The organism is Bacillus sp. JST-5 (genome assembly GCF_057747715.1).
Genome location: NZ_JBYLHW010000001.1, coordinates 41,001 through 55,792, shown reverse-complemented (window position 1 = coordinate 55,792; position 14,792 = coordinate 41,001). Strand labels below are relative to the sequence as shown.

17 protein-coding genes are annotated in these 14,792 nt (G+C 33.8%); 1 reads left to right on the top strand and 16 read right to left on the bottom strand.

All coding sequences use genetic code 11. The features are described 5' to 3' along the window. Together AC3ASS_RS00310 and AC3ASS_RS00305 are read right to left on the bottom strand one after the other, a co-directional pair. The coding region (locus AC3ASS_RS00310; RefSeq protein ID WP_488281497.1) for a Gfo/Idh/MocA family oxidoreductase at window positions 1-405 on the bottom strand (405 nt) is incomplete at its 3' end. Then, a complete protein-coding gene (locus tag AC3ASS_RS00305; protein ID WP_488281496.1) occupies window positions 402-746 on the bottom strand; it encodes a nucleotide pyrophosphohydrolase in 345 nt (114 codons plus the stop codon). The genes AC3ASS_RS00305 and AC3ASS_RS00310, both read right to left, overlap by 4 nt. A 162-nt stretch (window positions 747-908) precedes the next feature. Between AC3ASS_RS00305 and AC3ASS_RS00300 the strand changes: the two genes are divergently transcribed. Continuing rightward, window positions 909-1,784 carry a YitT family protein gene (locus AC3ASS_RS00300; RefSeq protein ID WP_488281495.1) on the top strand — a complete coding sequence of 292 codons (876 nt, stop codon included), beginning with the start codon at window positions 909-911 and terminating at the stop codon, window positions 1,782-1,784. A gap of 94 nt (window positions 1,785-1,878) precedes the next feature. Here AC3ASS_RS00300 and AC3ASS_RS00295 read toward each other — a convergent pair whose 3' ends face one another. The 14 genes from AC3ASS_RS00295 to aroC form a co-directional block, all read right to left on the bottom strand. Further along, window positions 1,879-2,556 (bottom strand): zinc metallopeptidase, encoded by a 678-nt coding sequence (locus AC3ASS_RS00295; protein ID WP_488281494.1) that lies wholly within the window; start codon window positions 2,554-2,556, stop codon window positions 1,879-1,881. A 67-nt stretch (window positions 2,557-2,623) separates the two neighbouring features. Further along, window positions 2,624-3,412 (bottom strand): sporulation protein YpjB, encoded by a 789-nt coding sequence (gene ypjB / locus AC3ASS_RS00290; RefSeq protein ID WP_488281493.1) that lies wholly within the window; start codon window positions 3,410-3,412, stop codon window positions 2,624-2,626. A 64-nt stretch (window positions 3,413-3,476) separates the two neighbouring features. Further along, window positions 3,477-4,067 carry a lipoprotein heptaprenylglyceryl N-acetyltransferase LhaT gene (gene lhaT, locus AC3ASS_RS00285; RefSeq protein WP_488281492.1) on the bottom strand — a complete coding sequence of 197 codons (591 nt, stop codon included), beginning with the start codon at window positions 4,065-4,067 and terminating at the stop codon, window positions 3,477-3,479. A 50-nt stretch (window positions 4,068-4,117) separates the two neighbouring features. Beyond that, window positions 4,118-4,888, bottom strand: a complete 771-nt coding sequence (locus tag AC3ASS_RS00280) for a c-type cytochrome (RefSeq protein WP_488281491.1) — start codon at window positions 4,886-4,888, stop codon at window positions 4,118-4,120. Window positions 4,889-4,937: 49 nt separating this feature from the next. Then, window positions 4,938-5,612 carry a menaquinol-cytochrome c reductase cytochrome b subunit gene (gene qcrB / locus AC3ASS_RS00275; RefSeq protein ID WP_488281490.1) on the bottom strand — a complete coding sequence of 225 codons (675 nt, stop codon included), beginning with the start codon at window positions 5,610-5,612 and terminating at the stop codon, window positions 4,938-4,940. Between the two features lie 15 nt (window positions 5,613-5,627). Next, complete coding sequence (locus tag AC3ASS_RS00270; protein WP_488281489.1) at window positions 5,628-6,131, bottom strand: QcrA and Rieske domain-containing protein; 504 nt, start codon at window positions 6,129-6,131, stop codon at window positions 5,628-5,630. A gap of 144 nt (window positions 6,132-6,275) precedes the next feature. Next, entirely contained in the window at window positions 6,276-6,743 is a 468-nt protein-coding gene (locus AC3ASS_RS00265; RefSeq protein ID WP_488281488.1) for a YpiF family protein, read from the bottom strand. Between the two features lie 302 nt (window positions 6,744-7,045). Continuing rightward, window positions 7,046-7,603, bottom strand: a complete 558-nt coding sequence (locus AC3ASS_RS00260; RefSeq protein ID WP_488281487.1) for a ReoY family proteolytic degradation factor — start codon at window positions 7,601-7,603, stop codon at window positions 7,046-7,048. A 104-nt stretch (window positions 7,604-7,707) separates the two neighbouring features. Beyond that, entirely contained in the window at window positions 7,708-8,982 is a 1,275-nt protein-coding gene (locus AC3ASS_RS00255; RefSeq protein ID WP_488281486.1) for a tetratricopeptide repeat protein, read from the bottom strand. Between the two features lie 30 nt (window positions 8,983-9,012). Next, a complete protein-coding gene (locus AC3ASS_RS00250) occupies window positions 9,013-9,897 on the bottom strand; it encodes a hypothetical protein (protein ID WP_488281485.1) in 885 nt (294 codons plus the stop codon). An 84-nt stretch (window positions 9,898-9,981) separates the two neighbouring features. Then, on the bottom strand, window positions 9,982-11,268 hold the full coding sequence (gene aroA, locus AC3ASS_RS00245) for a 3-phosphoshikimate 1-carboxyvinyltransferase (RefSeq protein WP_488281571.1): 1,287 nt from the start codon (window positions 11,266-11,268) through the stop codon (window positions 9,982-9,984). Between the two features lie 24 nt (window positions 11,269-11,292). Then, a complete protein-coding gene (hisC, locus tag AC3ASS_RS00240) occupies window positions 11,293-12,387 on the bottom strand; it encodes a histidinol-phosphate transaminase (RefSeq protein ID WP_488281484.1) in 1,095 nt (364 codons plus the stop codon). Window positions 12,388-12,427: 40 nt separating this feature from the next. Beyond that, window positions 12,428-13,531, bottom strand: a complete 1,104-nt coding sequence (aroB, locus tag AC3ASS_RS00235) for a 3-dehydroquinate synthase (RefSeq protein ID WP_488281483.1) — start codon at window positions 13,529-13,531, stop codon at window positions 12,428-12,430. Continuing rightward, on the bottom strand, window positions 13,531-14,694 hold the full coding sequence (gene aroC / locus AC3ASS_RS00230; protein ID WP_488281482.1) for a chorismate synthase: 1,164 nt from the start codon (window positions 14,692-14,694) through the stop codon (window positions 13,531-13,533). The genes aroB and aroC overlap by 1 nt, the downstream gene beginning before the upstream one ends. Window positions 14,695-14,792: the final 98 nt, after the last annotated feature.

Here is a 14,792-nt window from a genome sequence, read left to right as displayed (position 1 = left end):
TAAAACGGCTCCTAACGCAAAATTTGGAGCAATAATGCATCCAACTTGCTTCTCTTTACAAATTTCTGATAATTCATTTAATTGTTCCTTCGTAAAACCTGTTGTTCCTACGACGGCACGAATATTGTTCAATAGAGCTGTTTTCGTATGTAAATAACCTGCTTCCGGTGTCGTTAAATCAATGAAGCAATCGGGTTTCACTTTTTGAAAACATTCCTCAGCATTTGTAAAAACTGGTACATCTAAACCAGCAAATGGGCCATCTAAATCATATAACCGTTTTCCATCATTTTTTCGATCGATTACTCCTACTAACTCAAATGTATCCTCTTTTGATGCTAATAATACGGCTTCTTTACCCATTTTACCTCTTGGACCGGCAACAACAATTTTTATTCGAGTCATGATTGATCTCCACCTTTATCAATTCTCGTCCATCTATCTTTATCTCTTGTCGAAAATTTTTCCATTACCCGATTGTGTGCTTCTGTTAAGTCAATGTTCAAAGAATTTGCAAAGCAAATTAGAACAAATAACATATCACCTAATTCTTCTTCCACCGTTTTCTCTTTTTCGGTCTTCTTTTTCGGCTTTTCACCATAATAATGATTGACTTCCCTTGCTAATTCACCTAATTCTTCTGTCATTCTAGCAAGAAGAGCTAATGGACTAAAATAACCTTCTTTAAATTGACTAATATATTTATCAACTTCCATTTGCAGATCTTTCATTGTTTTTTGCTGCATGCAGATCACCCTTTAATCTCTATTTCTCTTTCTTCATGTTAGCGAATTCAACAAAAGTTTACAATATTTTCGTTTCGTCTAATAGGATGTTGATTCACTTAAAATACATTTTGTATAATGATATCACTGCTATTATTTTCCTAAGAAAGGATTTTTCATCATATGAAAATTTTCGGATTAAAGCTAAAAAATATATTTTTTATTATTTTAGGATCTGCCATTTTTTCATTCGGTATTGTTCATTTTAATATGCAAAATAACTTGGCTGAAGGCGGATTTACCGGTATCACATTGCTATTATTTTTCGTATTTGATTTAAACCCGTCATATACCAATCTATTATTAAATATTCCAATCTTTTTAATCGGTTGGAAAGTGCTTGGAAGGAATGTGTTTTTATATACCATTATTGGTACTGTTGGTGTTTCTCTATTTTTAGAGATTTTCCAACGATTCCAAATCACCATTCCATTAAAAAATGATCTTTTTTTAGCGGCTCTATTTGCAGGAGTTTTCATTGGAATTGGACTAGGGATTATTTTCCGTTATGGAGGTACGACCGGTGGCGTTGACATTATTGCAAGAATTGTCTTTAAATGGATTGGTTGGAGCATGGGGAAAACAATGTTCCTATTTGATGCAATTGTCATAACTCTTTCCCTTTTAACGTATCTAGATTATCGTCAAGCGATGTATACTTTAGTAGCTGTTTTTGTCGGAGCAAGAGTGATCGATTTTATTCAAGAAGGTGCATATACTGCAAGAGGTGCATTAATTATTTCTAATCAGCACGAAGAAATTGCCAATAAAATTATTCAAGAATTAGAACGTGGAGTTACAGTGTTAAAAGGGCACGGATTTTTTACGAAGGAAGAAAAAGAAGTTCTATATTGTGTTGTTGGTAAAAATGAAATTGTTCGATTAAAAAATTTAGTAAATACAGTAGATCCTCATGCATTTGTATCCGTTATGTTTGTCCATGATGTCATGGGAGAAGGGTTTACATTAGATGAAAATAAACGACCGATTGAAAACTAGAGCTTACGTGAACTTAGAATAAACATCGGTTAATTAAAAATCGTCACTCTCAATATGAGTGACGATTTTTTTTCAAGATTAAAATTTTATATTATTAATCTTCGTTATTCATACCTGTATAAATTAAAATTAATCGAAGTAGTTCAAGGACGGCTACTGCAGCTGCAGCAACATACGTTAAAGCGGCTGCGCTTAAAACTTTTCTTGTATGACGTTCTTCTTCATTTCGAATAATTCCTAATGAAACAATTTCGTTCATTGCTCGACTAGAGGCATTAAATTCTACAGGAAGAGTCACGACTTGGAATAAAACGGCTGCAGCCATAAAAATTATTCCTAATAATACAGCACCAGAAATATTAGCAAGAATTCCAACCAAAATTAAAATCCAAGAAAAGTTTGATCCAATATTTGCTACTGGTACTAAAGAGTGACGTAAACGTAAAAATGCATAATTTTCTTGATCTTGAATCGCATGTCCAACTTCATGTGCAGCAACCGCAGCAGCTGCTAACGAATGACCATGAAAGTTAGCCGGAGAAAGACGGACAGTTTTTGTGCGAGGATCATAATGGTCACTTAAAAATCCGTGTCCCTCTTCCACATCAACATCATATAAACCGTGGGAATCTAATATTCTTCTCGCTACTTCATATCCAGTCATTTGAGATGAAGATGGTACTTGAGAATATTTGTTGTAAGTGGTTTTTACTTTCATACTTGCCCATATTGGAACAAGAATGATAATGGCAAAATAAATTAAAAAACCCATCGAGATATTGACCCTCCAATATATTTATATTCTTGTACTTATATGATACCGATATATTATTTTTTTTTCAATTATAAAACCCTTTTTTCGTTTTTGCCTTTTCTTGATCAGCTTTATATTTTCTCCATCCAACATATGAAAGTGTACTGATAATAATTCCTCCTGTAGATATAATTACCCACCATAGGGATGGATCGGTTTCATCACTTTCAGAAACTTGATCAAATACACTTTGCAATTCTTCTTGTAATGCTTGAAGTTCTTCTTTTCCTTGTTTATTTGCTAGAAAATCTTGATGTTGTTTAATATATTGAACACGAGCATCGATTTTATTTATCATTTCAGGTGAGACGTCTAATAGGAGACTTGGATAAATCAAATCGTAAACATATAAAAATGAATTCAATTGACTCGTTAGTTGGTCTTTATCCCCCATATCAACAGCATGAACGAAACTTTGAAATGCATCAATCACCGTCCCCTCCATTTCCGACCATAGAGGCTGATAATTAGAAGAAATTGCATCAACTACAAGTCTGAGTTTAGTTGCATTTTTTTCCATTTCTTCATGACTAGACGATTGTTCTAATGATCTTATCGTATCGTGTAATAACACATTCACCATTCTAATTTCATCCATGTTTATTAATATTTTTTCCGCAACAATCTGTGAAAAAGTTTGATCAAATGTATGGAGAAGACGTTTAGCTTCTTCGTAACGGTTAGATTTTACAAGTTGTAAAGCTTGATCTGACATTTCATCCAAAGTTTGTAAATTATTCATTGCATTCGATATGAATATTGGGCTACAAAAGAAAATCATTGATAAAAAAATTGCTACGATTCGTAATTTCATAACTTGTCCCCCCTCAATACCTATTAATATGTATGAGAAGATGGACAAGAGTAGACCAAAATTATTAAACAATTGTTAGACGTTTAGAAGTTTTGATACAGAAAAAGTATGCTATACAAATTGAAGCAATGCTTAACCAAAAAGTGAAATAACCAATTTGTGGTATATACATATGTAAACTGCTGTAGCGAGGAAACATTAAAAAAACGTAATCAATAATGTCATTATGTAATGTCCATATGGCAGCGACCATTAAATGCCACAGTTTAATTCGATAATAGGGTGAATATAGAATTCCTTGGATTGCCATTCCAAGATGCGAAGCAATTAACATATAACCTTCCCAGGATAAAGTTCCTTCTACATAAAGCGTTAACAAGTTCATGACCACAGCCCAAATTCCATATTTAAATAAAGTTATAATTGCTAAAGCTTCAAATATTGGAACATTTTTTTTCATTATTAACGCCAAAAGGACAAATACAAAGAAAAGGCTGGCAGTTGGACTGTCTGGGACAAACGGCAAGAAAATGAATGGGGTTTGTTTTAGCTGTGAGCCGTACCATATGTACCCATAAACCGTACCTATAATATTGACCATTAACAACAATATTAAAAAATCTTTCCTTCCAAGAAATGCATAAACGTAGTTCAATGGATCACCTCATTTTATATAAGAAAAAGCTGACGAAATCGTCAGCTTTCTTATTTTGCTTCAACACTGGAAATAAACTCAGCTAATTTTTGAAGTTCTTCATCCGTACCTGTAAAAATTCCTGGTGGCATACTTCCTTTACCGTTTTTCGCAATATCAGCAATTTCTTCCGGTGTTAATCCGGTGTCAACTAAGCTTGGATTTGTAGCAACTCCTTCTAGGTTTTCCCCATGACAGTTAATACATCCATTTGCTTGATAAATTTGATAACCTTCAGCTTCTTTATCAATATCAGCTTCAGCTTTAATTTGTCCTTGAAGAGCAGCTTTCTCCCAGTCATGATGGGCAACAGCTTCCCAAGTTAAATAGAAAATTGCTGCGATAGCTAATAACATAAATCCAGTAGCTAATGGTCTTTCAGATGGACGACGCTTAGGTCCTTTGTCAATGAATGGTGCTAATATCAATGCCCCGAAAGCGATACCAGGAATAACAAATGCGCCGATTATATTATAATCACCAGATGCATAAGAATATTTTAATAATTGGTATAAAAATAAGAAGTACCAGTCAGGTAATGGAATATATGTTGTATCCGTAGGATCCGCAATCCTTTCTAATGGAGATGGATGCGCTACAGTTAAACATAAAAATCCAACTAAGAAAACCGCACCAACTAACCATTCCTTTAATAGAAAGTTTGGTAAGAATGCTTCGGTTTTCCCTGGGTATTCAGAATAGTCTTTTGGTATATTCGGCTTCCGATTAATACTCGGTACACGCGAATCACCAACAAATTTCATCCCTTTTCCGCGGTGCATCTAGGAATTCCCCTCCTTCACTCGAAAAGATGTCATTCGATACTTTATTTTACAGCGGTCCTGAAATACCTTGTCTACGAATCATAATAAAGTGTGCTGCAATTAAACCTAATAAAGCAGCTGGTAAGAAGAATACATGAATCGCAAAGAATCTAGTTAATGTTTGAGCTCCAACAATATGTTGATCCCCAGCTAATAAGATTTTGACCGCATCACCAATTAATGGAGTAGATTCAGCGATTTGTAAAGTAACTTTTGTCGCAAATAAAGCTTTCATATCCCAAGGTAGTAAGTATCCAGTTAAACCTAAAGCAAGCATAACAAAGAAAATTAAAACCCCAACAATCCAGTTTAATTCTCTTGGTTTTTTATAAGCACCTTGGAAGAATACACGAAGAGTATGTAAAAACATCATAACAATGACTAAACTAGCTCCCCAGTGATGCATTCCTCGAACGATTTGTCCGAATGCCACTTGGTTTTGTAAATAATAGACTGATTCCCATGCATTCTTAATATCAGGTACATAATACATTGTTAAGAACATTCCAGATAAAACTTGGATAACGACAATGAAAAACGTTAATCCTCCAAAACAATAAACGAATGCAGAAAAATGATGTGCTGGGTTAACGTGTTCAGGTACTTCATGATCCGCGATATCACGCCAAATCGGAGTTATATCTAAACGTTCATCGACCCAATCATATAATTTGTTTAGCAAGATTCAAACCTCCTCTCATGACCTAGGTTTTGCTAATGTACTTAAGTACAAGAAACCATCTTTAACTTGATAATCGTAAACATCTAATGGTGCTGTTGGTGGTGTATTTTTAACGTTCGTACCATCTTTTTCATATAGTCCGTAATGACATGGACAGAAGAATCTGTTCGGATTCTTTTCGTCAGTATTCCAGTCAACAGTACAACCAAGGTGTTTACAGATTGGAGATAGTGCTACAATCTTTCCATTTTCATCTTTATAAACCCATGCTGTTTGTGTAACTTTTGATTCATACCATCCATCAACTTGGTCGAATTCAAAGTCTACACGTTTAGGTTCGCTCGTTAATTCATCTACCTTTTGAGAAGTAGCAATGAAATCGCTGCCACCTGTTGCTTTAAGCACAGGATCTACTGCGAATCGAACCATTGGCATTAATACACCCGCAGCCATAAATCCGCCTACACCCATGAGTGTATAATTTAGGAATTGACGTCTTGATACACGCTGTTTACTCATCCTTTTCCCCCCTCTATCTTAAGATAGTCCAACGGACCATTTTTACATACGTATAATACTAGGACATAATCATGATATATCAATAATGAGAGAAGGTCAATAAAATAGTGACCGAAAAATATGAATGAATTCTTACATATCTATTTAGTCAAATTTTTGCCATTTTCTAATAAAAAAATTCAATAATTGTTTGACTTGGTCATCGATTACAGATTGACGATATTTTTCTTCTAAATGTTCTAGCGGTATGGAAGGAATCCATAAAAAGAAATCTTCCTTTACTTCAGCAATTGACTTCCAATGTGAATCAGTAGAAATAAAAATGATATGTTTAAAATTCCCTTGAGAAGAAAGCTGCTCAATCCAATTATGTAATAAGGACCATTTTTCTTCATCACTAGATTCCATAAAATAAGGAATTCCAGGCAGTAATAAAACACGACCTTTAAACTGATGTTCCAGCCTACTAACCAAATATTCAATAAACTCACTTGAATTAGCTGCATCTTTTATTGAGTCTCGAAAGCTAACCGGAAATAACGGAATAATAGCCGTATCAATGTATTGTTTTTGTTCCATAAAAATTGTTACATCTTTCGCCGTCCATTTCACAGTTTCACCTCCAAATCCAGTTAGACAATACTATTTTCTATCTTATCATAGGATTTACTTAGAATAACAAAAGAATGTGAACGTTTTCGAACAATTTATTAAAAACAATTAGAATCGAGAATACTAAATGGATAAAATGGACGTTCCATGCATTTATAGCCTGTTTAAAAGGGATAGACTAATTCACAAAACTTTTTTACTCACTAGTTGAACTATTTTAAATAAAATAAAAAAAGGCTCCTAATTTGAGCCTTAATACACAATGGAAGATACTTTGGTAGATGTGTAATTTTATGAGGATTTTACGAAGAATGGTTATTTTTTAGGAGATTTCTTAGTTGTTGTGATAGAAGATAAAATAACTCTTCATCATGTAAGTCAAGCGCTTCATCAATTTTTTTCATAAGATACTCTTTTTGAAAATTGAGCGATACTTGTTGCAAAAATCGTTCAGCTAGTTCTCGATCTTGATCGGAAATTTGTAATATATTGGGCATATATGGATTCTCTTCTAATACAGCAGCATATTGATGAGAATGGTTGGATTGATGAAAATTCAATTGAATATAAATATCATCTTCTCTATTTAAGCGAATATCGTGAAAAGATTTTTCAGCGTCAGTTGTCATGATGGACTCTTTATAAAAACGAAAAGGAACATCATCCACGCAATGGGTAGACATCACAAGCCCACGCGGACAATATTTTGCATTTTCTACAAAATGCACTTTCTCCATTAGTTGATCATGACTCATTAAATAATTCAATATCCATACACATTCCCGTCTTTTCAATTGATAATGGTTTAAAAACCAGCGAATAAATTCCTTTTTTTCATTGACGGAAACAGGAGTTGTCATTATAGATACCTCCTTAAAAGCTCCAAATCAAAGCCTAGGAAACACGGACCAATATGAAACGAAAGAGAGCGATTGACCCTTTACGTTTCATATTGGTCAGTACATTAAATTTCATTACTCATTAATAAATGTTCTAAAGTATTCGTATACTCTACATTTCCTGGATCAAGTTGAACAAGCTTATTATATATTTCGATAGCTTCCCCTCTCTTTCCTTCTTCCATTAAGAATTCTCCAAAATTTTGTAAAAACTGTTCGTTATCTTTTAGGAAATTATATGCTTGACGGTAACAATTTAATGACTCTGAATATTGTTCCATATGTTGATAACTTATAGCCAAATCCCATAAGATTTCAGGATCTTCTTCACCCTCTTGAATAAGTGGCGATGATAATTCAATAACTTCCTCGTAACGATGATCATGGAGTAAGATTTTATTAAGTGTTATGACAGGATCTATATAGGAAGGATCGATGGCAATCGCTTCTCTTAACATTTGTTCAGCTTTTTCTTGATTTTGAAGTTTTAATAATATTTTTCCCCCGTAAAAATATAATTCTTTTTGGAAATCGTTAACTTTTAAACCTTTTTGAATCGTTTCCCAGCTCTTTTCTAAATCATTTTCATGTTCATAACATTTGGCTAATAATAAATATACAGATTGATATTCGGGGTCTAATGTGATGACTTCATTAAATTTTTCAATCGCCGTTTTCCAATAACCGGCATGATAAGCTGTAAATCCATATTTAAATAAAGTGTTAATATCTAAAAGTTTTTGATGTTTGTTTGCTTCTTCAAAATAGTGCAAAGCTTTTTCAAACTCTCCAGCTGCGCTATATGTTTCGGCAAGTCTTTCATATATATTTACACCAGCTATTTCATTCATTGTTGATAAAATTTGTTCATAACGACGAACCGCTTGTGCAAATCTTCCAACAGAAGCATATAATTCTGCCAAAGCAAATTGGACAACTTCCTCATCAGGAGCTCTATTTTCAGCTTGTAACAATTTTTGTTCACTTACTTCCCATAAACCTTGCATTTGATATAGATCTGCTAACAAAAGTAATGCTTCTGTATAATCAGGATCATTTTCGGAAATTTCCTCTAATATCAATAATGCTTGTTCAATATCATCCATTTCAATTAAAACTTCTGCCAAGCGAATTTTCAATTCACCTTCATCTGGGTATTCCTGTAACAAATCAGAAAATAAATCTTTAGCATGATCTAAGAAACCTAATTGAAATAATTCATGAGCTAAATCATATTTTTCCTCAGGTTTTCCTTTTTCTTTTACTTCGTTGATATATTGAAATGCTTTTTCTAAATTTCCATTTTCTAATGCGTTTATGGCTTTGATGAATTTGTTCATATAAAAGACTCCTTACGTTATTGCAAAGTTTTAACTAAAAAATGAAGGTCGAGATATTTTTAATTCTTCACCTTGATCATTATCATAGTGAACTTTATTTTTCACTCGAATAATTTTGCCTTTATGGACGGTAATCATTAAACTGAATTCTTTATCATTGATTTCTAAATCAAAAATTTCACCTTCATCTGGATAATATAAATTATAGCTAAGTTCTCCACCCGTTTGTAAATAACCTTTCAACGGATAAATGCCAATTTTTTTCAATACATCCAATGGAATGGGTTCATTTTCTGTTAAAATTTTATCAACATATGGTACTTTTTCTCTCTTTAAAATATTGTTCCATGTTTGTAATAAAGAAGGATGATTAACAGTATGAATGACAGGAATTAGTGGACAATTGTACGGAAATAAAGCATCTTTCATCCAAGTCCATGCTGTTTTTTCAAGAGCTAATTCATCCTCTTGATTTAATTCTACAAAAATCGCTGGTATTTTTTCTTTTTTACATTTTCGAATAAATGTCGGGTTCAATTTTGAAAATGGTATTTTCACTGCTATAACAAAGTCTAATGGAGTACCATTAAAAAAATTTCTCGTATTTACTAATTTTTCTTCCAATTGATGATCGTACTTAATAGAAGTAACTGCTAAAACTGTTGTACAACCTTTCATTAAAAACTTCTTGATGATATAGGTCTTTTTCTGGCTATCATCTACTTTTATAGCCGTGTCAACATCCATATAAACATGTGTAGGTGTCATAATAAAGGGATTTGCGTTCATTTTCATATAATTATATCGGTTGAATGAAGGTTTAACGGATAATATCCGATTTTTATCTACAAGCAATGAAACACGCTCAATCATTTCATGCTTGTACATATTTGCATTCTCAATAATATATGCCATAAAACCACCTCACTATGGTTTTATGACAAGCTATGATTTAAGATGTCATTTTAGAACTAAAACATATGTTCTTGTGAGAAATCATTAATATTCCACCAACTGATTAAGATCTTGGAAAAAATTCGGATAAGAAATAGAAATACATTGTTCGTCTTCCAATTCAATATCATTTTCACATATTAAAGAGGCAGCAGCTAACATCATCCCAATTCGGTGATCACCACAAGCCGAAACCGTACAACCACCTTTTAATGTTGTTTTGCCAATGATTTTCATACCGTCTTCGAGTTCTTCGATGTTTGCCCCAAGTTTTTGTAATTGTTGGACTACAGTTTTGATTCTGTTCGATTCTTTTACTTTCAATTCCGATGCATTTCTTATCCATGTTGTTCCTGCTGCTTGTGTTGCTAATAAAGCGATAATTGGAATTTCATCTATAAGTCTCGGAATAATGGCCCCATCGATTGTCGTTGCTTTTAAGGAACTATATTGAACAATGATAGTACCTCGTGTTTCACCGTTAACTTCCGATACATTCTTTAGCTCTACTTGTCCTCCCATTGATTGAATAACATCTAAAAGGCCAGTTCGGGTTTTATTTAATCCGACATTTTTTATAACGATTTTACTGTTAGGTACAATGAGTGCCATAACAATAAAAAATGCTGCTGAAGAAAAATCTCCAGGAACATCAATCGTTGTCGCCTTTAAAGATTGTCCTCCCTTTAAAACAATTTCCTCCTCACTCATACGAACATCTACTCCAAAAGAGGATAACATTTGTTCCGTATGATCTCTTGTATGAATTTTACCTCTTAATGTAATTCCATCTCCAAAAAGACCTGCTAATAGCAAGGCTGATTTCACTTGTGCACTAGCAACTGGGAGTTCATATGTTATCGACTGTAGGTTAGTTCCTCGAACAGATATAGGTGTATAGGATCCATTTTGTCGACCATCAATAAGGGCACCCATTTTCTTTAATGGGATAACTACACGGTCCATTGGCCTTCTTTGGATCGATTCATCTCCTACAATGACGGAATAAAAGTTCGTTGCCGAAAGTAAACCAAGTAATAATCTTGTCGTTGTACCAGAGTTTCCTGTATATAGTATTTCTTTAGGTTCTTTTAAACCGTTGATTCCAGTTCCATATACAACTACTTTTTTATGTTGAACGTCTCTTTCAATTACAACCCCTAACTTTTCCATGCATTCGATTGTTCTTAAACAATCTTCGCCAAACAAAAAGTTAGAAATGGTCGTTTTTCCATTTGCAATCGCTCCAAATAACACAGCCCGGTGAGAAATCGATTTATCACCGGGTACTTGTATGATTCCTGTTAATCTTGATGCATTTCCTCTTAATATTTTCTTCATATGTAATTACCTCTTTTAAACTAAGGAATTTGTATACACTTTTAAAGCATTTGTCAAACCATCCATTTGCTCTTCAGTACCAATTGTAATTCTTACACATGTAGGAAATCCTAGTGGCACTCCTGAACGAACGATAAAACCAAGTTTTAATAATTCCTGAAAAACCTCGTTTCCATTTCTTTTAAAATCAATTAAAACAAAATTCCCTTGAGAAGGATAGTAAGATAATTGGTGCTCTTCACAAAAACGATAAATTTTTTGTAATCCTTCACTATTTTTTATTTTACACTGCTGTACAAAATCTTGATCTTTTATTGCAATGGTTGCAAGTTTTTGACCTAAAACATTAACATTAAATGGTGCACGAAGTGGCTCAAGTTTTTTTATTACTTCTTCCTGTGCTATTCCGTAACCTACACGGAAAGAAGCTAGACCGTAAATTTTTGAAAATGTTCGCAGGATCATTACGTTTTCATATTGTTGTAATAATTCTAGCGTATTTGGATAATCTTCAGCGGTTACATATTCATAATACGCTTCGTCAAAAACAACTAAACAATCTTTAGGTACTTGTTTTAAAAAAGTTAAAATCTTTTCCTCATTCATATAAACACCGGTTGGATTGTTAGGATTACAAATCCATACAACAGATGTATCTTTATCGATCGCTTCTAACATCCTTGATAAGTCATGTTCTCCATTCTCTAATAAAGGAATTTCTCGAACTTCTGCCCCTTCAATGATACCGTTATGACGATATTGTGAAAAAGTTGGTGTCGCACATACAGTATTTACTCCTGGTTTTAATAATGCTCGCGCAATAATTGTAATGATTTCATCAGATCCGTCACCAAATATAATTTGTGTTGGCTTAATAGACCAATGGTCAGCTATAGCCATACGTAAATCATAGGCGTATCCATCAGGATAAATAGCAAATGAATCGTTATATTCCCGTAAATAATCATAACATTGTTTCGGTGATCCATAAGGATTTTCGTTTGATGCTAATTTAACGATTTTTTTAAGTCCTAATTCTCTTTTTACTTCATCGATAGATTTTCCAGGTTGATAAGAACTTAAATGTAAAATTTCCTCTTTCCACTTCATTACCTTCACCCCGTAATCATAAAATGTAAAAAAGTCTTCTTCAATTATTTCTAACTAATTTTAAAAATCCCTTCAATTCTGACATTATTTTCGTATCTTCAATCGTGATTAATGCTGGTTTCCCAATATCTTTTAATAGCACGAATTGACATTGATTGAACTTAGCTTTTTTATCATGTTTTATTCTTAACAACAATTGTTGTTCATTTAATTCTGTCAAAATTCCGATTGGATAGCCGATCGTTTTAGCCCATTGAATAAAGTTTTGAAGTGGAAAGGTCAAACGCTCAAATTTTTTACTTAATTGAATAGCAAACAACATTCCGAACATAACAGCTTCACCATGACTAATCTTGCCAAATCCTAATTCTGCTTCAATAGCATGTCCTAATGTATGGCCAAAATTTAAAAATGCTCGTATATTTTGTTCATATGGATCTTTTTCAACGATATCTATTTTTGTTTCGATTGCACGCATCAAGTAAGAGTGAAGAGAATTTTTCTTTAAATCTTCTTCGTTTTGTATAGTTTGAAGAATTTCTTCAAAAAACGGTTGATGGCTTATGAATGAAGCTTTTACGATTTCTGCAAAACCTGAACGTATTTCACGTATTGGAAGAGTTTCAAAAAATTGTTCATCAAAAATGACGGCAGTCGGTTGATGGAACGCACCGATTAAATTTTTCCCTCGTTCATGGTTTATACCCGTTTTTCCCCCAACTGCACTATCATGAGCAAGAATGGTTGTTGGTAATTGCATGAATCTAACGCCACGGAATAATGTAGCAGCAACAAAACCTGTCAAATCGCCAATCGCTCCCCCGCCAAAAGCAATTAATAAAGAATTCCGATCAAGCCCTTGATTGATACAAAAAGTAATCGCATCATAATAGGATTGAAATGATTTCGCTTTCTCCCCTGATTTTGTTCGAAAAATAATTGGTTGAAAGTCCGTTAGCAAATTTTTGAGAGAAAATAGTTTTTCCTCATGGATCGTAGCCACTTTTTCATCCACGATGATACAGATTTTACTGACCTTTTTTTGAAGTTCTCCAACCACTTTTGGAACAAAGTGTAAAATATTTTTTCCAATGATGACCGGATAAGTATGATCTTTAGAACGAACAAGTAAAGTTTGCTCCATTAAAATTCCCTCGCATATTTTCGATATCGTTGAACAGCTTGAATGAAACGCTCTATCTCATCAGAATCAAATTGTTCACATAAAGCATTTGCCAATTCCCAAGCTACTACATGTTCACATACAACAGCTGCACTAGGTACGGCACAACTATCTGACCGTTCGATACTTGCGTCAAATGGTTCTTTCGTTTCAATATCAACACTTTTTAACGGCTTATATAAAGTAGGAATCGGCTTCATTACTCCTCTAACTACAATCGGCATTCCGGTTGTCATTCCACCTTCAAAACCGCCAAGTCGATTCGTATACCGAAAATAGCCTTGTTCCTCATTCCAACCAATTTCATCATGCACTTTACTCCCAGGTAATTGAGCTGCTTGAAAACCAATCCCAAATTCGACTCCTTTAAAGGCATTTATACTTATTACAGCTTGAGCAATCTTGGCATCTAATTTTCTATCGTAATGGACGTGGCTTCCAACACCGGGAGGCATTCCGCTTGCAATTACTTCAACTACTCCACCAATGGAATCTCCTTCTTTTTTCGCTTTATCGATCGCTTCGATCATCATTTTTTCACTTTTTTTATCAAGACATCTTACTGGAGATTGTTCGGAAATCTTTTTTATATCATCGATGGACAAATTCAATTGGTTTTCCGCTTTTATTCCGCCAATTTTCACGACATGAGAAACGACATCTACATTTACGAAAGATAATAGTTTTTTTGCAACAGCACCAGCAGCAACTCTAGCCGCTGTCTCTCTTGCTGAGGAACGTTCTAAAACATTTCTCATATCTCGATGATTGTATTTAATTCCTCCATTTAAATCTGCATGTCCAGGTCTTGGTCGAGTAACTTTTCGTTTCATTTCTAAATCTTCTATAGGCTCAATTGCCATGATTTTTTGCCAATGTTTCCAGTCTTTATTTTCTATAATTAAAGCAATAGGAGAACCTAAAGTTTTGCCATGTCTAACTCCAGCGACAATACGAACTTGATCATGTTCTATTTCCATTCTTCGACCACGTCCATATCCTTTTTGTCGTCTTGCTAATGATATGTTAATATCTTCCGCTGTTAACGGCATGCCAGAAGGTACTCCTTCTATGATGACGGTTAATTGTGGGCCATGTGACTCGCCTGCTGTTAAATATCGCATCGTATCCTCCTCATTTTCTTTCAATCGGTTTCAATATATCATAAAAATTTGCTGATAAACACTTTAAGGTGTAGAAATAGAAATTGGTCCTAAATTTA

What these genes read in the sequence shown, in the direction of transcription:
- hisC (WP_488281484.1), bottom strand. Translation starts at nt 12,387, where the DNA reads ATGAAGTGGAAAGAGGAAATTTTACATTTAAGTTCTTATCAACCTGGA.
- AC3ASS_RS00295 (WP_488281494.1), bottom strand. Translation starts at nt 2,556, where the DNA reads ATGGGTTTTTTAATTTATTTTGCCATTATCATTCTTGTTCCAATATGG.
- AC3ASS_RS00300 (WP_488281495.1), top strand. Translation starts at nt 909, where the DNA reads ATGAAAATTTTCGGATTAAAGCTAAAAAATATATTTTTTATTATTTTA.
- aroC (WP_488281482.1), bottom strand. Translation starts at nt 14,694, where the DNA reads ATGCGATATTTAACAGCAGGCGAGTCACATGGCCCACAATTAACCGTC.
- AC3ASS_RS00270 (WP_488281489.1), bottom strand. Translation starts at nt 6,131, where the DNA reads ATGAGTAAACAGCGTGTATCAAGACGTCAATTCCTAAATTATACACTC.
- aroB (WP_488281483.1), bottom strand. Translation starts at nt 13,531, where the DNA reads ATGGAGCAAACTTTACTTGTTCGTTCTAAAGATCATACTTATCCGGTC.
- AC3ASS_RS00280 (WP_488281491.1), bottom strand. Translation starts at nt 4,888, where the DNA reads ATGCACCGCGGAAAAGGGATGAAATTTGTTGGTGATTCGCGTGTACCG.
- ypjB (WP_488281493.1), bottom strand. Translation starts at nt 3,412, where the DNA reads ATGAAATTACGAATCGTAGCAATTTTTTTATCAATGATTTTCTTTTGT.
- AC3ASS_RS00305 (WP_488281496.1), bottom strand. Translation starts at nt 746, where the DNA reads ATGCAGCAAAAAACAATGAAAGATCTGCAAATGGAAGTTGATAAATAT.
- AC3ASS_RS00255 (WP_488281486.1), bottom strand. Translation starts at nt 8,982, where the DNA reads ATGAACAAATTCATCAAAGCCATAAACGCATTAGAAAATGGAAATTTA.
- AC3ASS_RS00260 (WP_488281487.1), bottom strand. Translation starts at nt 7,603, where the DNA reads ATGACAACTCCTGTTTCCGTCAATGAAAAAAAGGAATTTATTCGCTGG.
- AC3ASS_RS00250 (WP_488281485.1), bottom strand. Translation starts at nt 9,897, where the DNA reads ATGGCATATATTATTGAGAATGCAAATATGTACAAGCATGAAATGATT.